Source organism: Feifania hominis (assembly GCF_014384765.1).
Classification (GTDB): domain Bacteria; phylum Bacillota; class Clostridia; order Oscillospirales; family Feifaniaceae; genus Feifania; species Feifania hominis.
This window is the reverse complement of record NZ_JACRSP010000001.1, coordinates 304560-325034: the sequence shown is the minus strand read 5'-3', so window position 1 is coordinate 325034 and position 20475 is coordinate 304560. Positions and strand designations below refer to the sequence as shown.

General features: G+C 54.5%; 21 protein-coding genes and 2 tRNA genes. 5 read left to right on the top strand and 18 right to left on the bottom strand.

Features of this window, described 5'->3' with window-relative positions:
* The 5 genes from H8695_RS01540 to H8695_RS01520 form a co-directional block, all read right to left on the bottom strand.
* Positions 1-1530 carry a sugar ABC transporter ATP-binding protein gene (locus tag H8695_RS01540; RefSeq protein ID WP_249299077.1) on the bottom strand — a complete coding sequence of 510 codons (1530 nt, stop codon included), beginning with the start codon at positions 1528-1530 and terminating at the stop codon, positions 1-3.
* An 11-nt stretch (positions 1531-1541) separates the two neighbouring features.
* Positions 1542-2558 (bottom strand): ABC transporter permease, encoded by a 1017-nt coding sequence (locus H8695_RS01535; RefSeq protein ID WP_249299075.1) that lies wholly within the window; start codon positions 2556-2558, stop codon positions 1542-1544.
* Positions 2559-2649: 91 nt separating this feature from the next.
* Positions 2650-3729: a sugar ABC transporter substrate-binding protein gene (locus H8695_RS01530; RefSeq protein WP_249299073.1), complete on the bottom strand. Its 1080-nt coding sequence runs from the start codon at positions 3727-3729 to the stop codon at positions 2650-2652.
* 104 nt (positions 3730-3833) lie between these two features.
* Complete coding sequence (locus tag H8695_RS01525; RefSeq protein WP_249299071.1) at positions 3834-4775, bottom strand: 3-keto-5-aminohexanoate cleavage protein; 942 nt, start codon at positions 4773-4775, stop codon at positions 3834-3836.
* Between the two features lie 15 nt (positions 4776-4790).
* On the bottom strand, positions 4791-5858 hold the full coding sequence (locus tag H8695_RS01520) for an MBL fold metallo-hydrolase (RefSeq protein WP_249299069.1): 1068 nt from the start codon (positions 5856-5858) through the stop codon (positions 4791-4793).
* Positions 5859-6233: 375 nt separating this feature from the next.
* On the opposite strand from H8695_RS01520, the gene H8695_RS01515 reads away from it, so the two are divergent.
* Positions 6234-6986 (top strand): FadR/GntR family transcriptional regulator, encoded by a 753-nt coding sequence (locus H8695_RS01515; protein ID WP_249299067.1) that lies wholly within the window; start codon positions 6234-6236, stop codon positions 6984-6986.
* Between the two features lie 242 nt (positions 6987-7228).
* On the opposite strand, the gene H8695_RS01510 is transcribed toward H8695_RS01515, so the two are convergent.
* From H8695_RS01510 to H8695_RS01485, 6 genes are all read right to left on the bottom strand, one after another.
* Positions 7229-7304: transfer RNA gene (locus H8695_RS01510), tRNA-Gly, on the bottom strand.
* Between the two features lie 167 nt (positions 7305-7471).
* The gene (trmB, locus tag H8695_RS01505) at positions 7472-8146 is read right to left on the bottom strand and encodes a tRNA (guanosine(46)-N7)-methyltransferase TrmB (protein WP_249299066.1); all 675 of its coding nucleotides are present in this window, start codon (positions 8144-8146) and stop codon (positions 7472-7474) included.
* A 110-nt stretch (positions 8147-8256) separates the two neighbouring features.
* Positions 8257-8529, bottom strand: coding sequence for a PTS sugar transporter subunit IIB (locus tag H8695_RS01500; RefSeq protein ID WP_249299064.1), 273 nt, complete (start codon positions 8527-8529; stop codon positions 8257-8259).
* A gap of 276 nt (positions 8530-8805) precedes the next feature.
* On the bottom strand, positions 8806-9261 hold the full coding sequence (locus H8695_RS01495; protein ID WP_249299062.1) for a PTS sugar transporter subunit IIA: 456 nt from the start codon (positions 9259-9261) through the stop codon (positions 8806-8808).
* Positions 9262-9586: 325 nt separating this feature from the next.
* Complete coding sequence (locus tag H8695_RS01490) at positions 9587-9802, bottom strand: helix-turn-helix domain-containing protein (protein ID WP_249299061.1); 216 nt, start codon at positions 9800-9802, stop codon at positions 9587-9589.
* Positions 9803-9945: 143 nt separating this feature from the next.
* Positions 9946-10176 (bottom strand): helix-turn-helix domain-containing protein, encoded by a 231-nt coding sequence (locus H8695_RS01485; RefSeq protein WP_249299060.1) that lies wholly within the window; start codon positions 10174-10176, stop codon positions 9946-9948.
* Positions 10177-10431: 255 nt separating this feature from the next.
* On the opposite strand from H8695_RS01485, the gene H8695_RS01480 reads away from it, so the two are divergent.
* Positions 10432-10507: transfer RNA gene (locus tag H8695_RS01480), tRNA-Ala, on the top strand.
* A gap of 193 nt (positions 10508-10700) precedes the next feature.
* Here H8695_RS01480 and H8695_RS01475 read toward each other — a convergent pair.
* Positions 10701-10931 carry a helix-turn-helix domain-containing protein gene (locus tag H8695_RS01475; protein ID WP_249299059.1) on the bottom strand — a complete coding sequence of 77 codons (231 nt, stop codon included), beginning with the start codon at positions 10929-10931 and terminating at the stop codon, positions 10701-10703.
* Positions 10932-11248: 317 nt separating this feature from the next.
* Positions 11249-12619 carry an S-layer homology domain-containing protein gene (locus H8695_RS01470; protein ID WP_249299058.1) on the bottom strand — a complete coding sequence of 457 codons (1371 nt, stop codon included), beginning with the start codon at positions 12617-12619 and terminating at the stop codon, positions 11249-11251.
* Between the two features lie 209 nt (positions 12620-12828).
* Here H8695_RS01470 and H8695_RS01465 point away from each other — a divergent pair, with 209 nt between their 5' ends.
* Both H8695_RS01465 and H8695_RS01460 read left to right on the top strand, forming a co-directional pair.
* Positions 12829-13275 (top strand): 8-oxo-dGTP diphosphatase, encoded by a 447-nt coding sequence (locus H8695_RS01465; RefSeq protein WP_249299056.1) that lies wholly within the window; start codon positions 12829-12831, stop codon positions 13273-13275.
* 11 nt (positions 13276-13286) lie between these two features.
* Entirely contained in the window at positions 13287-13718 is a 432-nt protein-coding gene (locus H8695_RS01460) for a DUF1893 domain-containing protein (protein WP_249299054.1), read from the top strand.
* Positions 13719-13820: 102 nt separating this feature from the next.
* Here the strand turns inward: H8695_RS01460 and H8695_RS01455 are convergent, their stop codons facing one another.
* The 5 genes from H8695_RS01455 to H8695_RS01435 form a co-directional block, all read right to left on the bottom strand.
* Complete coding sequence (locus H8695_RS01455) at positions 13821-14723, bottom strand: shikimate dehydrogenase family protein (protein ID WP_249299052.1); 903 nt, start codon at positions 14721-14723, stop codon at positions 13821-13823.
* A gap of 108 nt (positions 14724-14831) precedes the next feature.
* Positions 14832-15248: a secondary thiamine-phosphate synthase enzyme YjbQ gene (locus H8695_RS01450; protein WP_249299050.1), complete on the bottom strand. Its 417-nt coding sequence runs from the start codon at positions 15246-15248 to the stop codon at positions 14832-14834.
* Between the two features lie 151 nt (positions 15249-15399).
* Positions 15400-16401 (bottom strand): ABC transporter permease, encoded by a 1002-nt coding sequence (locus H8695_RS01445; protein ID WP_249299048.1) that lies wholly within the window; start codon positions 16399-16401, stop codon positions 15400-15402.
* Entirely contained in the window at positions 16398-17939 is a 1542-nt protein-coding gene (locus H8695_RS01440; protein WP_249299046.1) for a sugar ABC transporter ATP-binding protein, read from the bottom strand. The genes H8695_RS01445 and H8695_RS01440 overlap by 4 nt, the downstream gene beginning before the upstream one ends.
* 118 nt (positions 17940-18057) lie before the next feature.
* The gene (locus tag H8695_RS01435) at positions 18058-19182 is read right to left on the bottom strand and encodes a substrate-binding domain-containing protein (protein ID WP_249299044.1); all 1125 of its coding nucleotides are present in this window, start codon (positions 19180-19182) and stop codon (positions 18058-18060) included.
* A 387-nt stretch (positions 19183-19569) separates the two neighbouring features.
* Here H8695_RS01435 and H8695_RS01430 point away from each other — a divergent pair, with 387 nt between their 5' ends.
* Positions 19570-20475: a dihydrodipicolinate synthase family protein gene (locus H8695_RS01430; RefSeq protein ID WP_249299043.1), complete on the top strand. Its 906-nt coding sequence runs from the start codon at positions 19570-19572 to the stop codon at positions 20473-20475.

Sequence of the window (20475 nt, the reverse complement as noted above, 5' to 3'; positions counted from 1 at the left end):
TCACATCATGCACTGGATGATATCCAGATGCTCGGGCTTGTGTTCGGCCGGGGCGTCGAATTCCCCGGTGATCAGCCCGTCTTTCATCACCAGAACGCGGTTGCTCAACCCGATGCACTCGTCGAGCGTGTCGCCGAGCAGAATCACCGAGCACCCGCGCTGCGCCATCTCGCGGATGATGCCGTAGATCTCCACTTTTGCGCCGACGTCGACCCCGCGGGTCGGGTGGTTGAGCAGGACCACGTCACTGTCGCTCGAGAGCATCTTGGCGAAGACCACTTTTTGGGCGTTTCCACCCGATAGGCTGCTCACCGGCGTTTTGGGCCCCGGTGTGCGGATGCGAAGCCGCTCGATCCATTCCCTTGCGAGCGCCACGAGCTTCTTCCCCGAGAGAAAACCTGCCCGCGCCCGTTTTTCAAGGCTGGAGGCGGCGATGTTATCCGTGATGTCGAGCATGCCGAAGACCCCCTCGGCGTTTCGCTCCTGGGGAATCATGGTGATGCCGTCCGAGAGCGCCGAGGCGGGTTGACGGTAGCGAACCACTCTCCCCTTGACGCTCATGCGCCCGTCGGTCGCGCACTCGTCGCCGCAGAGAACGGAGCAGAGCTCCTCCTTACCGGAGCCGACCACGCCGCAGATGCCCAGTATCTCCCCCCTGTGAAGCTGAAAGGAGACATCCTTGAATACCCCGAACAGGTGCAGATTCTCCGCCTCGAGCACCACATCGTCCTCGGGCGCGCGCTGGTGCTCGAGATCGTAGTACTCGCTGGTGGTGGCCCGCCCCACCATGGCCTCGTAGAGCATCTCCTCCCGGCACTCGGCGGTGACAAACTCACCCGCGTTCTCCGCGTCGCGAAAGACATAGATGCGATCGGTGAGCGTGAGCACCTCGTCGAGCCGGTGGGAGACAAAGATGACCGAGTGTCCCCGTGACGCGAGGTTTCTCACCTGGCTGTAGAGCAGCTCCACCTCCTGCTCATTGAGAACGGATGTGGGCTCGTCGAGCAGAATCAGCGCATGCTCGACGTTTGCGGAGTTTGCCTTGTTGATGACTTTGGCGATCTCAACCATCTGGCGGGTGGCAAAGTTGAGCTCGCGCACATACTTCTCCGGGCGCACCGAGTCGAGCCCGACCTCCGCGAGGGATTTCGCCGCCTGCTCATACATTTTTCTGTAGTTGATCATGCCGAGAGTCGAGAACATCTTTTCGTCGCCGAAGAACATGTTCTGACCCACGGTCAGATTGGTGATCAGAGACTGTTCCTGAAACACCATACCGACGCCGCGCTCATTCGCCTCGCGCGGATTTCTCGGCGCATAGGGCGCCCCCGCGAGTATCATCTCGCCGCTGCTGGGCGGCTGCACGCCCATGAGAATCTTCAAAAGCGTACTCTTACCTGCCCCGTTCTCTCCGACAAGGCCGATGATCTCGCCGCTGTGCACAGTCATATTCACACTCTTGAGAGCGGGGTTGCCGCTGAAATTCTTACTGATTTGCCGTACCTGCAAAAGAATGTCGCCGCTTTTCATCTCACCCCTCCTCACTTGCAGATGGCGCGGCCGTTTTTCATAACAGTCAGCGCCACGGCCGCCACGATGATCAGGCCCTGGATGCCGGTGCGGATGTAGGTGTTGACTCCCATGAGCAGCAGCCCGACATTGAGCACCGTTACGACCAGCGACCCGACGAGGGTGTTGACAACGCCCCCGCGCCCGCCGGACAGCGACGTGCCGCCAATCACCACAGCCGCCTGAGCGGGAAAGAACTGGTCGAGTCCGATGTCGACAAGGCCGCTGCCGAGCCGCAGCGCCGCCAGCACACCGGCAATGGCCATACAGCCGCCCGCCCACATGAAGACCCTTATTTTTACGCTGTTGACATTGACTCCCGTCATGCGCGGGATGGCCTCATTGGTCCCCACCGCGTACATGTGACGTCCAAACGGCGTTCGGCGCTGAATGACCAGCGCCACGGCAAATACCGCGAACGCAATCCAGGTGATCAGCGGAATACCGAGCAGCGACAGCGACGGAATCGACAGCAGAACGGGATCGTGAATGGAGGCAAAGAGACCGCCGTATGACATGATGGCAAGCCCCTTGGCCACCGCCGACATCGCATAGGTCACCATAAACGAGCTGATTTTGAGTTTCACATGCAGAAGTCCCGACGCGAAACCGCAGGCAACGCCGACGGCGACCGCGATCAGCACGCCCCAGAAGCCAAGGTTGTTTGCGTTTTTACTGTTGAGCACGATGACGGACAGCAGCGAGCCCGCAAGCCCCACAACGCCGTCTACCGACAAATCGACAGAGCCCGTCAGAATTACGAATGTGATGCCGACGGCAATAATCAGAGTGCCCGACAGCTGGTTGAGAATGGTGCGCAGATTGTAGAGTGTCAGAAAGCTGCCCGGACAGGCGACGGAAAAAAACAGCACCAGCGCCGCCAGCACAATCACGGGCATGATCTGCACAAGCCGGGCGGTTCGCTGCTCCTGCGCGGCTTTGATCACAAACTCCTCTCCAATTGTCGAGGCTTTCAGTTTAGGGTTCATCTCGACTTTCTCCTTTTTTATCGGAATGTGGCCGGCTCAACCTGACCTCTCAAGTCAAACCGGCCACATTCAGTTCTGGTTCAATGTCTTATCACACAGGGTAATCGCCGATGCGGAATTCCTCCCAATACTTCGTGAAATCCATTTTGACGCCCTCTTCGTAGAACTCTTTTTCAAACTCGTCGACATTGCTCTTATCGACCATGGTGTATCCGGTTCCAAAGAGCCGGTGGTCGTGGTCAAGCTCCGCCACGTTGATCTTGCCAAGCCATGCATCATAGCAGATGGCGAGGCTGTAGCCGCCCTGCTGCCAGCCCTGGCAGTCGACGGACGCGGTCAGATTTCCCTTTCTGATGTCGTCGAGCACGGTGTTGATCGCATTGACGCCGCAGACTTTCACCTTGCCGGCAAGGCCCTTTGCCTCAAGCGCCTTGATGACGCCCATGGCCATTGCGTCGTTTGCGCACCAGATGCCTGCGATGTCATCGTGAGCGGCGAGCAGCGTCTCGGTGACTTCGAGAGCCGTGTCAGCGCTCCAGTTGGCCGTCTCGTCCGCCACCAGCGTGACGCCCTTGAACTCGTCGAGCGCTTTCTGAAGACCCTCTCTGCGGTTTACGGCGGTGGTGTTGCCGAGCAGTCCCTGGATGCAGATGATCTTGCCCTCGTTCGGGGTTTCAAACTCGGCAAACATGGCCTTGGCAACCTGGTATCCCATGTCGACGTCGTTTGGCGAATGGTGGGCCACCCAGCCGTCATAGTCCCAGACATTGATGTCGTCGGGCTTGTTCCAGGTGGTGCACATGTAGGCGCCGGCGTCGGTTACCATTTCGGCAATGGTGCCGCAGACAGCAGCCTCATTCGGGTCGCAGAAGAGAATGGCATTGCCGTTGGACTTTGCGAGAAACGCGCTGATCTGGTTGATCTGGGTGTCGCTCGAGCCCTCATTGAGCATGGTCTCAAAGACATACTTCTGGCCGATGGAATCGAGATACTCGCAGAACATCTCACATCCCTCGTTGATGGTCACCATATAGGGATTGGAGAAAGAGCGCACCGAGCAGCCGACATAGAGTGTGGTGTTGAGCTTTTCCTTGTCGCTCTTGCCACCGCATCCCGCCATCAGGGTGAGTACCATCAGGGTTGCCAATAGGATCGCCACTAACTTTTTCATACTTTTCCCTCCATATTCTCATGATGTCTTTTTTTATTGTGAATCACAGCGGGCGCCCCTGTCCCGCGCCCCCGCAAGCGGCGCGGGGCCCGCCGTGACAGCGCCTAGAATTCGACCTTGTCCGCTCCCTTGAGTGAGAAGGTCTCGCGGACCTCGTCGGGCGTCGCAATCTCGAAGTCGAGATCGTGAAGAATTTTGATGATCTTCTCCACCTGAGCGGCGTTGTTGACGGCCAGCTCCCCGTTCGGCTTGATGTAGATGCCATCCTCGAGGCCCACTCGCACATTGCCGCCGGTGACGGCGCAGACCGTCTCAAAGCGGAACATTCTGCGCCCGCCCGCGACCATGGAGTACATCACATCCTCGCCGAGCAGCTTTTTGGCCTGATCGATGACAAAGAGCAGACACTCGAGACTCATGGGCATGCCGCCCATGACGCCGGTGATAAACTGCAGATAGATCTGCTTCGGCAGAATGCCCATCTTTTTAAAATACTGGAGATTTGCAAGCTGGCCGTAATCAAACACCTCAAATTCCGGGAACGTGCCGCAGGCATTCATGGTGCGAATGCAGTACTCCATATCCGCAAAGGTATTTTTGAACACGTTGTCGTAGGTCCGCTTGAGAAACGGCACTTCCCAGTCGTGAAGCGGGGCGTCCATTCCCGGTCCGTCCGCCAGACGCGACAGGCAGAAATTGATCGACCCGCCGTTTGCCGAGGCCATCTCAGGCTTGAAACGCTCGATGACCGCAAAGCGCTCCTGGGTCGTCATGCCCTGCGCGCCGCCGGTTGTAATGCCGATGACGACGTCGCTCTTCTTTTTGACCCCGCTGAGAATTTTCTCAAAGGTGTCAAAGTCCGCCGTGGGCTGGCCGTTGTCCAGTCTCGCGTGGATGTGTACGATGGAGGCGCCCGCCGCCGCTGCGTCAAGGGCGTTCTGCATCACCTCGTCCGGCCCTTTCGGCAGGTAGGGCGTCATGGTCGGGGTGTGGATGCCTCCTGTCACCGCGGCCGTCACAATGACCTTTCTCTGTTGTTTTGCCACAATAATCTCCTCCTTTTACTCTTCACGGTCTCCAAAGACGGATTTGTTGACATCGTAGTGCTCGCTGCCATCGGGGTAGCGATAGCGCCGGATGTTCTGATCCTGTGGATAGGTAAAGCGCCCGGCGCAGCGCATAATCACGGTTTTGATCTCGGGGGTGTTCTCCGCGACAATCCGCTCGAACTGATTGATGATCAGATCGGGGTCGCCGGCGCAGTTGACCCAGTTGTCATAGTGGTCGGGAATGAGCACTTTGGCGCGCAGCGCCTGGCCGAGTCTTGCGCCGTCGTAGGGCGTCATCTTGTCGGTGGCCCCCGGTGCGTTGAAGCCGAGGTCGAAAATCGCCACATCAATGTCGTAATCGAGGCCGACCTTGACGTAGCCGTCATGGTACCAGGTGTCCCCCAGGAAGAGAATGTTGCCCCCCGATGTCTCAAACAGAAACGAGCAGCAGCACTCCTCAAAGGGCAGCAGTTTTTTCGTGCCGGTGCGGATTGCTGTCTCATCGTAGCAGCGCAGAATGTGGACTCTCGCCCCCGGCACCTCAAACACATCGCCGAGATGGGCAATTTTCAGCCGGTCTTCCGGCACATGGAACTCCCGCAGCCGCTCAGCCGTTACCGGCGGCGCGTAGAACTTTGCCTCACTGGTCTGCAGGGCTGCGTTTACCGTAAAGATATCGCAGTGATCTGCATGGGTGTGGGTGCAGAAAACGCCGTCAATCTTCTCAAATTCCCACGGATCGATCACCTGGGGATTGAGGCGCAGCCAGTTGATGCTCTCAGCGCCCGCCTGGCGGCAGACACCACAGTAGTCATAGGTCGTATAGTGGGAGGGCGCACAGTTTTGATCAATCAGAAAAATGCCGCCCTCATCCGTCTTGAGAACCCAGGAGGGGCCGCCGCACCACCACAGGCTCACCTGCCCTTTCGGCACCTGTGTGCGTTCAATTTCCCTGTTGAGAAAGGAACCCCACTCCGGGAAAGCCTCGTGAAGCCAAACATCCTTCGTGATGGGATGATCGTTATTGAGATAGCCGCCCCACAGAATCCCTCTGCCGTCCGTCTTCTTTGCCTCGCTCATCGTCAAACCCCCATATCAATATTTGATGTCTGACAACATACATAGATAGTTCATTTTCATGTTTTTGTTATCATACAATCATTGGCTGTCTCTATTATATCGGAGCTTTTTTGCTTTTACTATTCCGCAAATTTGCCAATATTATGGCGTTATTATTGGCGCTTTTTCACAAGAATGGAGTTTTTTAGCTAAAAATCTTGTTGTCAGACATCATATAAGAATATAGAGTATTTCAGGCGCAATTATCATCATATTTCAATAAATTTAAAATTATGTAATACAATAGTGATTGTAAAAATACACCAGTCGTGTTATACTGGTTTCAACAGAAAAGCGGCGCTGCGGCAAGCTGCGCGCACAATGCGAGGTGATTGTTTGGACCAGAACATTCTGCAGAGTTACAACGAAAAAATGACTCAGGACATGTACACAAATCTTGACAGTGTCACAAAAAAGAGCATCACGTCCACCCTGCTCGACAAGCTGACCGATCTAATTATGGATGAGACACTCAAGCCCGGCTATGTCTTTCCCAACGAAAACGAGATGTGCAAGCAACTCGGAATCGGGCGCAGCACTCTGCGCGAGACACAGAGCGCCCTCGCCGCAATGGGATTCATCACCCGGACAAAGGCCGGAACTACAGTCAACGACCGGCTGCGCATCATCTCTTCCATCCCGCTGCGCTACATTTTCAAAAACTCGGATCTCGACGAGATCATGGAGTACCGCATCATGCTCGAGAGTCAAAATGCCTATCTGGCCGCAAAGTTTGCCGATGACCGGGCGATTGAGGACATGGAGGGCATCATCGCCGAAATGCGCGAGAACGCCGGCAGCGATGTCACGCGGCTGTCACAGCTCGACTTCAACTTTCATTTCGCCATTGCGACTGCGACCAACAATTCGCTTCTCAAAAATACGCTGGCCGCCGTCGCGGGCGAGTTGGAGCGTAGCTCCTATTCCGGCTACTACATCAACCCGACGAAGACCATATCCACCTCCATCGACTTTCACGAACAGATTCTAAGCGCCATCAGGGCGCACGATCAAACCCGCGCAAAGCACGCCATGCGCAACCACATTAAGGACATCTACACGAATCTGCGAAAAGTGATGTACGAATAAGCAAAAAAAGAGAGACGAATTTCCAGGGAAATTCGTCTCTCTTTTTATTTAGAAAGATACCCCCACGGGAACCATAGTTCCCGCGAGTGAGCGCGCAGCGCGAACTGGCGCGATAGCGCCCAGGAAGCCCGAATTCATTTCGGGCTTCCGCACATCAATTGTAAGGGGCCCCCACGGGAACCATAGTTCCCGTGGGGAAACCAAAAAAAGCCGTCGCAAGCGATATGGCGCTTGCGACGACTTGGAGCGGATGACGAGGCTCGAACTCGCTACCTCAACCTTGGCAAGGTTGCGCTCTACCAGATGAGCTACATCCGCATTTTGTGACTGCCTTATCATTATACTGGCTTTGCCCGAGCTTGTCAATCGCTTTTTCTCGCAAAATGCGACAGGCCGCTCGATACGCTTTCAAAGCTCTGACAGGCGGCCTGTAAATGTTGCGCCCGCAATAAAACAAAGGCCGCGGGAGCTTCCCGCGGCCTGCTCTATTCGGCGGCTTCATCCTGTTCGAGTGTCTTGGGATTGACCGCCTCAAGGCGGTTGATGGCAAACCCCTTCTCGGAGAATGTCTTTTCGTACTCCGTGACAATGTTTTCGGCAAAGTCGCTGTTGTGCAGATCATAGCAGACGTTTTTGAGCTGATACCCCTCGTTTTGAAACGACTCCACCGAAAAGTCAAACAGAGGCCGGTTATCGGTCTTAAAGTGGATTTCACCGCCCGGCTCCAGCACGCGTCGATAGCTCGCAAGGAAGCCCTTCGAGGTCAGACGGCGCTTGGCGTGGCGCGCTTTCGGCCAGGGGTCGCAAAAGTTGATGTAGATGCGCTGGCATTCGTTTTGCTCAAAGATCTCCTCAAGCATAGCGGCATCTCCCAGAATCAACTTGACGTTTTTCAACTCGAGAGCCGCGATCTTCTCATTCGCCATGACGATCACATCCGGCACTTTTTCAATTGCGACAAAGTTGATCTCCGGATGGCGCGACGCCATCTCGCAGATGAACTGCCCTTTTCCACAGCCGATCTCCACCATAATCTTCTGCCCGCTCGGGCGTTCAAAGGCCTGCTGCCAGCGTCCGCGGTACTCCTGTGGGTTTTCCATTCGATAATCGGCGACCCGCTCCAGACGCGCCGCCAGATTCTTCTTTTTTCTCGGTCTCATAGTCTCCCCCGTTTTCCTGTTTGTCTCTATCATACCGAAAGCAGCGTCCGGTTTCAAGACCGGGCAGTAAAAAGCCCCCGGCCTTTGCCGGGGGCTCTTAGCTGTCAAATTCAGATGAGAACTTTCTGCAGCGCAGCGCGCATGTTCTCCTTGTCCACGAAGTTCGTCACGGTGACGACTTTCACAGACTCTTTCGGGCCGATTTTCTCGGCATACTCCGGAGAGGTGACGATCACATCGGGGCTGTAGTTCGCAATTCCTTTGACATCCGTTGATTCGACGACAGCATCAATACCCATTTCCTTGAGGACCGCTTCGACTGTGAGCTTGAGGATCACGCTGGTACCCACGCCGTTTAAGCAAACTGTGTTGACTTTTAACATTGACACATAACCCCTTTCTCTGCAAAAGCACTGCCCCACACTCTGTGAAGCAGAGACATTTTTTCGTTGTTAGTTTACCACATTCGTGAAAAATATGCAATCATTTCTTCTCGGCCGCACCGACATTTGTAAAACCTCGCCAAGCGATGCCGAGAGGTACAGCTCCAAACCCGCCTCCTATTCCAATGAGAAAGCGGCATCTACTGCGCACTTCCGTTTTGGCAATATCAGATTCGGTCCTCTGCACTTGCTCGCTTTCGGCAAAAGGGCTGTTTTCTACTGCAATTTTTCCTCTAGCCCGACGACAAACTCCATTAGTTCCTCATCGGTGTTGTATTCGCCCACGCCGCTCAAAAAGCCGTCCGCGAGCATCAACTGGCCCACCTGTTGCATGTTTTCAAGATGGGTCGTCTCGTCATACGAGGTAAAACAGATCATAGTGCTTACCGGGTCGTTGTCGGGATGGTTAAATTTGACCGGCTCGTCGAGCGTGATGAGCATCATGGAATTTTTGTGGACCCCGTAGCCCGCACGCGCATGCAGCAGCACCATCCCCGGCACAATCACCATGTAGGCGTGAGATTCCTCGAGCTGCTGTTTGATCAGCTCGACATATTTCGGCTCGCAGCAACCGCTGTTGAACCAGAATTCCGCCGCCAGGTCTACCGCCTGCTTCCAGTCACTGGCATGACGTTTGGCATAGACCATTTCTTTGAAAATCCTGCTTGTCATCTAATCGCTCCTCCTTGTGTTACACCGTCTGCTATTATCTCATTTAAACACGCCAAAGTGAATACGTCAATACGTCGCTCATTTCAAAGTACCGCAGAACCTCCGTTCGTCCCGCCCTGAAAAAAGACAGGCCCGATTGCTCGGGTCTGTCTTTTCTCAAACAGATATCTTTTTTGCTGCTCCGGCATGAGCCACCGGAAACTGTCAGGCGTATTGGCGGCGCGAGTCCCCCCGTTACCAGATTGGGGGATCTTATAGCGGATATCATCAGAGTTTCTACACAGATACTACCCTGCTGAATATCTCTGTATTCCCACTGAGGCAGCTAAGCTTCGCCATCGTTGAGGCTTTCCCCCAGAGCCATATTTAGATAGGAGGTGATTTTCTGCACCATGTTCACACTGGGGTTCGCAAGACCATGCTCAATCTGCCGCAGATAGGATTGGCTGATAAAAAGATCGTTTGCCACTTTTTCCTGCGTGTAACCACACTGTTTGCGTTTCTGCCTGATCTCGATTCCGATTCTTTCGCCTTCGGTCATAAACTATCCCTCCTCAAAAAATTATAAGGGATAATTTATCTTTCACTCCAGCCGATATAATGGCGGTTTTGAAAAAATTTCCACTTTTTTAGGGGGTTTTTCTGGTATCAGCGCAAAGGGAAAGATAAATTTCCCCATAAAACTCACCTTTCATTCGCGCCGCCTACCTCGTCTTCCTCGAATAGTGCTTCCAAACTCACCTGCAACCCCAAAGAGATCTTTTCCAGAGTGTCAACCGAGGGCGTCGCTTCGCAGCGCTCCAGTTTTCCCCAGAATCTGGGGCTCAGATCGCAGAGTTCGGCCGCCGTCTCCTGTGTTAAATTCATGGACGAGCGCAGTTTTCTCAAATTTCTGGACAATTTCTCTTTGAGCATAATCGTTCCCTCCATATAGTTTCATGGTATCGGAACCGGCTTTTTCAGTACAGGAACGATAGTGCCTGAACACAGATACTTTGAAGTCAATTTCCCGCTTATTGTAACGTATTGGATCCGCCCGCCCCCTGGGTTAGTGGAATCTACTCTAAAGGGAATGAGAAAAAAAGTGAAGATTTTTAAAAAAAGTACTTGCAAAAGACAGCGATATTTCTTATAATGTACAAGACGTCTCAATCGAGGCGTCATCCATTTGGGGGTATAGCTCAGCTGGGAGAGCGCTTGAATGGCATTCAAGAGGTCAGCGGTTCGATCCCGCTTATCTCCACCAGAGAAAAAGCCTGTAAACGCTAGTGTTTACAGGCTTTTTTCTATTTCAATCTCATTTTCCTTTTTTGAAAAAGAAGCAATACGGGTCAGACGCTACAGGCTCCCTTTCGGCTGTCAAATGGCACCAAGATCGATCAAAGCGTTCCAAGCAAAAAACAGGCAGGACCACTGGGCCCTGCCTGTTTTTGTGAAAGTCAATCATCCAGAAAGAGCTTGTATGCCGGAATCTCCAGCGCCTCTGCAAGCATAAAGATTGTCTCAAGCGACGCGCCCACTACTTTCGTTGGTCTCTCAAGTTGAGCGATGAACGACCAGCTCTTTCCGATTTTATCGGCGAGCGTTTCCTGGGTGTAACCTTTCTTCTTTCGGTAGTAGGCCACTTTCAGACCAAGCGTTATATATTTGTCTTCAAAATTTGTGTGCAAAATGATACTCCTTATTTGTTTCTATCGTTAGTGTATCATTTTCAGCAAATCTTATTTAGAGAATTTTGTTGCTATTATAGATAATTTGATTATATAATTAGAAAGGATTCTTTCATTTTACGAGTTGAAGCGTGACTTTGACGCTTTAACAGAGGCGCAGTTGCGCCAAATCCCCTTTCCACGCCGGATGGTTGCGAATTTCTCATCCGGCTACTCCCATGCCGGGCACCCTCCATCCATGCCCGGCAAAAAGGCCTCTGGAGCTTGCTCCAGAGGCCTTTCCTTTCCTCACCAATAAGCACCCGCGGGCTCTATGTCTATTCCCATTCGGTTAGACAAATATTCAAATCCACTCTCCCACTGATTCCATCCACAGCACCGCTGCTGGTGTACTGCCACATGTGGTAGTGGTAGGGAAAGCTCGTAGGTCTCCACCCGGTTGTGTAGTGGGCCAGCCAGAGCGGGTACTCCGAAAGCTGTGAAAGGTCAATTTCGGTGTTGATTTTCGATGGGCTGCCATAGACCATCGGGGTGTAGCCGGCGTCGGCAATCACCTCGCAAAAAGCTCTCGCGCAGGCGGTGATGGTCGGGCCATCGGTTTCGTTTGTGCGCGAGTTGCCCTGTTCCACACGCTCCCAGTCAAACACGACCGGATATGTAATATCATACTGTTCGATCCACTCGAGCAGCTGCTGCGCCTCCTCCCTCGCCTCCTGAGGTGTGACCGCCTGAGAGAAGAAGTAGACACCCACATCGAGCCCCACTCTCAGAGCGTTGTCAATGTTGTATCTGAAGTAGCGGTCCTCGTGAATCTCTCCGACAGTATAACCGCGGTAGCCGGCGCGAATCATGGCGAAGTCAACGCCTGCCGCCGCCACTCGATCCCATTCGATCCACTCCTGATGGGCGGAGACATCCACCCCAACATAGCTGGGCGCATCGCCAAGGTAGCTCAAAAAACCGCCGTCAATCACAAAGGCGCTGCTGTCGTACTGATTGGGGGTGAGAATTCCCGGTTCCGACTCCGGCGGTTCGGTTTCATCCTGAGGCGGCGGCTGCGGCTCATCTGGGTCGCGTTGCCCGAGATAGCGCGTCAGGACAACGGCCGCCTCCGCCCGCGTCGTGTCGCCCTGCGGGTCAAAACAGTTGTCCTCTTTTCCCGCTATGATGCCGGCGGCTCTCGCCCAATCCACCGCCTGTCCCGCAAAGGCTGAGATGCTCTGCTCGTCGTCAAAATCCTGCCCGCTCTCGGCTGACGGGCTCCCCTCATATCTCCAGAGAGTCACGGCAATCTGTTCGCGGGTCACGGGGTCTTCGGGGCCGAACAGTCCGTCTCCATAGCCGGACATATAGCCGGTTGCAGCAGCCCAGTTCACAGCGTCACTGTACCAGGAGTCTGCCGGGATATCGAAAAAGCCGGCATTCACCGTCACCTCAGGAGTGCCGGATACCCGGTAGAGCGCCGTTGCCAGCATGGCGCGCGACATTTTTGTTTCAGGTTCAAACTGGCCGTCTGCAGTGCCGCTGATGACACTGTTGTCGCGGCACCAGACAACAGCGTCAAGGTACCATGCATCGGCGGGAATATCCGCAAAGACTGCGGCTGACACAACCCGCAGAGAAAGAGTTCCAAAAAGGACCAGCAGCATTGCCAAAAGGCGGCGAAACGACAATTTTCTCTTCTTCATCTTCAGCTCCCTTATTATGTCCGGCGGTTTTGCAGCGTCGCATTCTGTCGACAGCACAATATATTTGATGAAAAACAGTATAACACGCCGATCGCCTGGCCGTAAATACCCTGGCCTCACATCTAATTTTTCCATTATTTCACAGTTTCTTGCAACAGTTTTTTCTTTCTATTATAATAGCCGTATATTCTCAAAAGGGAGGCGGACGAGTGGAGCAGGCGATCTTCACCACGCTGTGCATGGTCTGCGACCGCGAGGGGCGCGTTCTGATGCAGCGCCGCACAGGGACAAACTGGGCCGGTGTTGCCTTCCCCGGCGGACATGTGGAACCCGGCGAATCCTTCGTGGAATCGGTGATACGGGAAGTCCGTGAGGAGACGGGCTACACCATCCACGCCCCCACTCTCTGCGGCGTCAAGCAGTTTCCGACGGACGACGGCGCACGATATGTCATCTTCCTCTACCGGGCCGACCGCTTCAGCGGATCGCTGTGCTCTTCGGCCGAGGGCGAGGTCTTCTGGGTCAAGCGTGATGAAATGGGGCGCTACCCCCTCGCCGCCGACATGCTGGAAATTCTGCCCGTATTCGACGACTGCTCCAAATCGGAGTTTTACTATTATCAGGACCGCGGACAGTGGAAATACAAAGTATTGTAGGAGAGACAACTATGACGGATTTGATACGTGCAAAGGAGCTTCTCGCAGCCGGAGAGCACACCTGCGTTCTCTGCCGGGGCGAGCAGACGCTGACAAGTGACCTGCGCGGAGTCGCGCCTCTTGTCGAGTGGCTGACGGCCGGAGTGGATCTTTCCGGATACAGCGCTGCCGACAAGGTCGTGGGAAAGGCCACTGCCTTTCTCTATGTACTCGCGGGGGTCGTGGCTGTCCATGCTCCAGTTGTGAGCGATGCGGCGGCGCAGGTTCTCGAGCAGCATGGCGTTGCACTCACTTTCGGACAGCGGGTCGGGGCAATCCGCAACCGCGCCGGAACGGGCCGCTGCCCGATGGAGTCGGCCGTACAGAACATCACTGACCCGAACGAAGCGCTCGGCACTATCAGAGAAACACTGCATGCTCTTCGGTCAGCAGGCTCCAAATAGAACCTGTCCTCTATTGTGATGTTTGCTTTTATATTGGGCACATTTTCGCCGCGTATAAAAAGGGTCCCGCAAATGCGGGACCCTTTTTATACGAAAGCAGAGTTAGAGCTGATCGGGTGTGATGCCAAAGTGGTTGCACCAGACTCTGGTACAGACCTCGAGGTCCTCCGCATCCGGGTGGACATCAAAGCAGAACTCAAAGATCTCTGCAATCTGCGCCATGGTCATGGCAACGCCGCCGATGGTCTTCAGACCGAGCTGTCTGGCCTTTTTTACAACCGTGGTCATCGGCGGATTGACGATCGCCTCCATCACCACCGCATGCGCCGGTAGTTTCTCCATAAAGCCGAGATAGGGATGATCCGCGCCAAAGCCAAACATGCCGAGCGGCGAGCACTGAATGAAGACGTCGGCATCCCGTGCGGCGCGGTCGAGTTCCGCCGGAGTGGACTCTCTCGCCTCAACCGCAAGACCGGTGTTGTCGCGCAGGCGGCGCGCAACCTCCTCGGCATTTGAAAGAGTCCGGTTGAGCAGCGTCAGGCTGCCGATGCCGCTGCGGTAGAGCTCATAGCCCACAACGCCGCTGATGCTCCCAGTGCCGAGCAGCATGACATTCGCTCCCTCGAGCTTCGTTCCCGCCTCGCGAAGCGCGCCCACGCAACCCTTGCCGTCCATGCCCGCGCCGACGGTCTTCCCGTCAACCGTCTTGACAATGTTGACGGAGTTGAAGAGCCGTGAGCTCTGCTCCACCTCGTCGAGCAGCGGGATAATATCCGCCTTGTGGGGCATGGTGAGGGCGAACACGTCAATTTGGAGCGTCCGCGCGGCCTGCATAAAGGACGCGAGCTCTCCCTTTTTGATCTCAACCGGCCACATGATGCGGTTGATGTCAAAGCGCTCGAGCAGACAGTCGTAGACAAGCGACGCGCTCGACTGGGCCATCGGGTAGCCGATCATTGGCATGAGGCGGGTCTGCGTGTTGATTTTCAGATTGTCAAATGTCATGGCACATGCCTCCTTTTCTTTTATCGTATCCGAGATCGCCCGGTGTGTCAACAAACGGCAGAACCGCCGGTACAGGCGAAAAAGGAGCTCTGCCTCACCTGTGCCGGCCTATTCTCCGATGATTTTGACAAGAATCCGCTTGTCGCGCCTGCCGTCAAATTCGTAGTAGAAAATCTGCTCCCATGTACCGAAGTCGAGCCGTCCGTCTGTGACGGCAATCACCGACTCTCTCCCCATGACGCTGCGCTTGATGTGCGCGTCGGCGTTGTCCTCATATCCGTTGTGACGGTATTGGTCATAGGGTTTTTCGGGGGCGAGGCGCTCAAGCCAGACCTCAAAGTCGTGGTGCAGTCCCGGCTCGTCGTCGTTGATGAAGACGCTCGCGGTGATGTGCATGGCGTTGACAAGGACGAGCCCCTGCTGAATACCCGAGTCGCGTACTGCCTGCTCGACCTGCTGGGTGATGTTGACAAGTCCCCGCCGCCCGGGCACATTGATGTGAATTTCTCTGCGGTATGATTTCATAAACTCACGCTCCTTTTTTCCATTTTACCAAAAAAAGAGCCGTTTGAAACGGCTCTTTTTCTATGATCTCTATTACACCAAGCAAAGCGAAACATCGTAACATGCAGCCTTTGGCGGGAAAGCGTTCTTACCCGTTTTATCCAAAGTATCCTTATGATTTGACTTTCGCCGCGCTCCTCTCACGAAAGCCGTTGAAACAGACCGCCACGATGACCATCAGACCGCTGACCGACTCCATGATAAAGGGATCTATGCCAAGCTGGATACCGCCGTTTTGAATCAGCATAATCAAAAACGTACCGAGTGCGGCGCCAAACGGTGTACCGGTCGCGCCCGACATGGACACGCCGCCGATGACAGCCGACGCGATGGCGTTCATTTCAAAGCCCGTACCGCCGGTCGGCACGGCGCAGTTGAGGCGCGAGGTCATGAGAATACCTGCGACCGCCGAGAGAAAGGCGCTGATGATGTAGGCCATATACACGTGGCGGCGGGTGTTGATGCCTGAGAGGTTCGCCACTTCGTCGCTGCTGCCGAGCACATAGAGATTGCGCCCGAATTTGGTGAACTTCATCACAAAGAACGCAATCGCCACAATGACAAACCAGAAGTAGATCAGCGAGGATACGCCGAGAAATTTCGTCAGCGCAAACTGGTTGAAGCCCGGGTCGAGATTGCCGATGGTCATGGCGTTACTCATGTATTTGATCAAGCCGCGCACCACGCCCGAGGTTCCCATGGTTGCAATGAAAGGCACGACCTTGAGGTCGTAGATGATGATGCCGTTGAACAGGCCGCAGAGCGTCGACAGCCCCACCGCAATGATGATTGCGAGCCACGGGTTCATGCCGAGCTTGCTCATCAGCAGAGCGACAATCATGGCACTCAGGCCCGCCGTGGTGCCGACCGACAGATCGGTTCTGCCCGTGACAAACACAAAGGACAGCGCAATGGAAATGATGCCGATGACCACAGACTGTTTGAACAGATTGTGAATGTTATACCAGGAGAAAAAGTTCTTGGTGAAGAAAGAAAACAGCACAAACAGCAGAACAATCAGCAGGAAAATGGACAGCTCTGTGTTCGAGCGTTTGAAAAAGCTCTTGGCTGCGCCCTTTTTGGGCTGCTGCGCGGTCATCTCTGGTTTACTCATTGAAACTCCGCTCCTCCCATATTCTGCGAAGCCATCTTGAGAATGAGTTCCTCGGCCGCTTCGCTTCCGATTTCATTGATTTTGTTCTTGGTGATCTCCCCCGAGACCCGGCCCTCGCACATGACGACCATCCGGTCGCACAGCCCCATGACCTCAGGCAGGTAGGAGGAGACGAGGATGATGGATTTTCCCTGTTGGATCAGCTCCTCGATCAGCAGGTAGATCTCCTTTTTCGCGCCGACGTCGACGCCGATGGTCGGCTCGTCAAAAATCAGAATCTCTCCGCCCTTTGCGAGGATCTTGGAGATGACGACTTTCTGCTGATTGCCGCCGGAGAGATTGCGCACAATCTGTTTTCCCGAGTAGGCCTTGATGTTCAGCCGGTCAATGTACTCCCGGCTGCGCTGCTCCTCCTGTTTGCGGTTGACGATGCCAAGTGTGGAAATCGAGTCGTAGTCTGCCATGTTGATGTTGGCCGTCACCGACAGAGGGAGTGCCAGGCCGTGGTTGCGCCGGTCCTCCGGCACAAGACCCAGTTTTGCGTTCGTCGCATCTTTGACACAGCTGATTTTCGCCTTTTTCCCATATATGTAGATGTCCCCGGCGGTTCGCCTGTCCGCGCCGAAAATGCAGCGCATGATCTCGGTTCTGCCCGAGCCGACAAGCCCGAAGAAACCCAAAATTTCACCTTTTCTCAGCGAGAAGCTCACATTTTCAAACACATCTCCCCGCGCCAGATTCTCCACTCTGAGAACCTCTTCGCCCGGAGTAACATGCTCGATGCTGTAAATCTCCTCTATGGTTCTGCCGACCATCATGGACACCATCTTGTCGACGTCCAGCGTTGAAGCGGGTACCGTGTCCACCACGGCGCCGTCCTTGAGCACGGTGACCGTGTCGCAGATGGCCATGACCTCCTCCAGTCTGTGGGAGATGTAGATAATCGATGTGCCGCGGGCCACCATGGCGCGGATGACTTCAAAGAGCTTGTCGACATCCTCGTTCGGCAGCAGCGCCGTCGGCTCGTCAAAAATGACGACGTTGGCGTTCTCATTGGAGATCTTCGCAATGGTCGCCATCGCCTGCTGACTGACCGTCAGACTCTTGATGGGCTTTTTGGGGTCAACACCCACAATGTGGCACTCCTCGAGCACTTCGCTCGCCTTTTGATACATGGTATTCCAGTCGACAAAGCCCAGTTTGTTTCTGGGAACTTTGCCCAGAAAGAAATTCTCACCGACCGAGAGTTCCTTTGCGACCGTCAGGTCCTGGTAGGCTGCGCTGATTCCATACTGTCTCGCCTGAAGCGGGTTTTGAATGTGGAGTACACGGTCCTGATACGCGTAATCGACCACACCGCTGTCCAGGGAGTAAACCCCGGTCAGAATCTTGATGAGCGTCGACTTTCCGGCCCCGTTTTCGCCGACCAGCCCGTGCACCTTGCCCCGTTCAAAATTGATGGAGACATGTTTGAGCGCTTTCACACCAGGGAAGCTCTTGCTGACGTCCTTTACCTCAATGATGTTGTTTGGGTTCATATCCGCTTCCCTCTCTTCCGTTGTGGATAGAACGGACGCGGATACGCCATGAAGGATTCACGGCGTATCCGCGCTACCTGATCCTTCCGTATTGTGATACGCTATACCGAAAAGGAAACTATCTCTTCATTTTCTCCGGCCAGAGATCGCCGATGTACATCTGCGGGAAATCCGGATCGGTCAGATCCGCCTTGCGGAAGATGACAGGATCTGTACGGATGTACTTCGGCTGCTCTTTGCCGCCGATGAGCGCGTCGATCGTGAGCTCGGTGAGCTCATAGACCGCGCTGTAGGAACGGCTGACGGCCAGCGCGTCCATGTCGCCTTTCTCAAGGGAGTTGAGCTGCTCGACGTCAGCGTCGACCGACACGGTCGCCATCTTGCCGGAGAGATTGCTCTCGGCGAGCACGCGCGCGATGGCGTTTCCACTGATGTTGTTGCCGCCGTAGAGGCCGACGATCTTGTCGCCGTGGGTGGAGAGAACAGTCTCAACCTGCGCTATTGCCTTGGTGACATCGCCCTCGTTGTACTGCACATCGAGAATGGTCAGCTCCGGTCCAAGCTCCTGGAGTCTGTCGCGGAAGCCGTTGAGCATCAGCTCGATGGTGGAGTTGACAACGCCGTTGAACATGCCGACGACGCCGTCCTCCGGCAGATTCTTCTCCTGAATGGTCTCCCACATGGCCTCGGCGGCCTTAGCGCCCACTTTGGCCTGATCGGTACGGATGATGGTTCCCCAGTTCTCATCGGCCGTTGTGACCGGGAAGCCGTAGAGATTGACAAGGATGCCCTTCTCTTTTGCCTCGGCGACAACCGGTCCCGCAGGGTCAGCCACCAGCGTCGAGAGAATCATGCCGTCGAGATCCTCGGAGGCAATGACATTTTCCATAATATTGATGAATTTGTCCGTCTCTGCCTCGTTGGTCGGACCTTGAACGATGACGTCCACGACCCAATCCGGATATTTCTCAGCCGCATCGAGAGCCGCATTCTGAACGCCATAGGCAACGTTCGCATTCCAGAACTGCGAGTCGAGACCCGGGAGCATACAGGCAATCTTCAGATGCTTTTTGCCGTCAGCTTCGGGCTCTCTGTCTTTTGCCTTAAAGGTATAGGTTGAATCGTTGTCCACGCCCTGGGTTTCGCCGCCCTGCTGTTGTCCGCCGCCTCCACCGGAGCATCCGCTGAGAACCGGAAGTACCAGAAGCATGAGCGCCAAAAGGATCGAAAGTGCCTTTTTCATAAATCTTACCTCTCCTTTGCCATTGTTAATATTGAATCTTCCACAAAATCGCATTGCTGCGAATTTTTCAACGCGCCAGAGAAATACATAATTCTGTAAAACTTTTATTGGATTATAACATTTTGTGTGATAATTTACAATCGTTTTTTCGGATATTATCATTTTTTGTTAATAATGTTCAATTTTTGATGTGAAATATCCACATACAGATCAATTGACAGAACAAATAATCCTCTGTATATCCTTTTCTATTGATAATTTTGTTATGATATTCACATTTTTTGTGTATTTTTTATCAAAAGTATTGATTTGCTTTCGGGAACCCCATATAATGAAGACAAATCGCAGCCATGGTTTTCACTATTATGAGATATGGAGGTTTTCAGCATGAAAAAGTACCCGTCGTTTCACGGCGCAATGACCGAGGTCACAGTTACATACCGGCCGGACGGCAGCATCGACCACGAACAGATGGCCCGCATCATCGACTGGCAGATCGGTGAGGGCATTACCGCCATTTTTACCAATGGCTTTTCCAGCGAGTGCTTTATGATGACCATGCAGGAACAGGTCGCGCTCACTGAGACCATTGTCAAGACGGCCGCCGGTCGTGTGCCCGTGATGGCAAATGTCATTGAGACCGCCTACGGCGACGCCATACGTCTCATTCATGAGTTTGAGCGCGTCGGTGTGGACGCCATCAGCCTCACTCAGCCCACCTTCACCACCTATCCCACGCTGGCGCTCCGTCAATACTATGAGTCGCTGATCACCTGCACCGAGCTGCCCGTTTACATCTACAACGCCTCTCAGCCCCACACGCCGATGTCGCCGGAATTCATCGCAGACCTTGCCAACCGCTATGAAAATGTGCGCGGCTACAAGGACAGCACGCAGGACGTCGTACATCTGCAGTCGCTCATGGAGCTGGTCAAGACCGAGGGGTTTGAGTACATCGCCGGCAGTGATTCCACCATCTACACCACGCTGATGCTCGGTGGCTGCGGTATCATTTCATTCATTTCCATCGCTTTCCCCAAGCCCATCATCGAGCTCTGCGAGGCCTTTGACGCCGGCGACTACGCCCGTGCGCGCGAGGCGCAGTCCTATATCATGAAGATCCGCACGCTGCTGCGCAAGGGCGGCAACAGCGCGGGGTACAAGTACGCAAGCGAGCTTGTGGGCTTTCCCATCCGCGGCACCCGCTATCCTGCTGCTCTGATCGATCTGCCGGAACAGACCAAGGCCGAGCTCAAACAGGGCATGATCGATCTCGGCCTGATCAAGGGGTGA

Bases quoted from the DNA above. Each gene is read 5' to 3' on its own strand.
- H8695_RS01540 (WP_249299077.1), bottom strand. From the start codon at position 1,530: ATGAAAAGCGGCGACATTCTTTTGCAGGTACGGCAAATCAGTAAGAAT.
- H8695_RS01535 (WP_249299075.1), bottom strand. From the start codon at position 2,558: ATGAACCCTAAACTGAAAGCCTCGACAATTGGAGAGGAGTTTGTGATC.
- H8695_RS01530 (WP_249299073.1), bottom strand. From the start codon at position 3,729: ATGAAAAAGTTAGTGGCGATCCTATTGGCAACCCTGATGGTACTCACC.
- H8695_RS01520 (WP_249299069.1), bottom strand. From the start codon at position 5,858: ATGAGCGAGGCAAAGAAGACGGACGGCAGAGGGATTCTGTGGGGCGGC.
- trmB (WP_249299066.1), bottom strand. From the start codon at position 8,146: ATGAGACCGAGAAAAAAGAAGAATCTGGCGGCGCGTCTGGAGCGGGTC.
- H8695_RS01500 (WP_249299064.1), bottom strand. From the start codon at position 8,529: ATGTTAAAAGTCAACACAGTTTGCTTAAACGGCGTGGGTACCAGCGTG.
- H8695_RS01495 (WP_249299062.1), bottom strand. From the start codon at position 9,261: ATGACAAGCAGGATTTTCAAAGAAATGGTCTATGCCAAACGTCATGCC.
- H8695_RS01490 (WP_249299061.1), bottom strand. From the start codon at position 9,802: ATGACCGAAGGCGAAAGAATCGGAATCGAGATCAGGCAGAAACGCAAA.
- H8695_RS01485 (WP_249299060.1), bottom strand. From the start codon at position 10,176: ATGCTCAAAGAGAAATTGTCCAGAAATTTGAGAAAACTGCGCTCGTCC.
- H8695_RS01470 (WP_249299058.1), bottom strand. From the start codon at position 12,619: ATGAAGAAGAGAAAATTGTCGTTTCGCCGCCTTTTGGCAATGCTGCTG.
- H8695_RS01460 (WP_249299054.1), top strand. From the start codon at position 13,287: ATGACGGATTTGATACGTGCAAAGGAGCTTCTCGCAGCCGGAGAGCAC.
- H8695_RS01455 (WP_249299052.1), bottom strand. From the start codon at position 14,723: ATGACATTTGACAATCTGAAAATCAACACGCAGACCCGCCTCATGCCA.
- H8695_RS01450 (WP_249299050.1), bottom strand. From the start codon at position 15,248: ATGAAATCATACCGCAGAGAAATTCACATCAATGTGCCCGGGCGGCGG.
- H8695_RS01445 (WP_249299048.1), bottom strand. From the start codon at position 16,401: ATGAGTAAACCAGAGATGACCGCGCAGCAGCCCAAAAAGGGCGCAGCC.
- H8695_RS01440 (WP_249299046.1), bottom strand. From the start codon at position 17,939: ATGAACCCAAACAACATCATTGAGGTAAAGGACGTCAGCAAGAGCTTC.
- H8695_RS01435 (WP_249299044.1), bottom strand. From the start codon at position 19,182: ATGAAAAAGGCACTTTCGATCCTTTTGGCGCTCATGCTTCTGGTACTT.
- H8695_RS01430 (WP_249299043.1), top strand. From the start codon at position 19,570: ATGAAAAAGTACCCGTCGTTTCACGGCGCAATGACCGAGGTCACAGTT.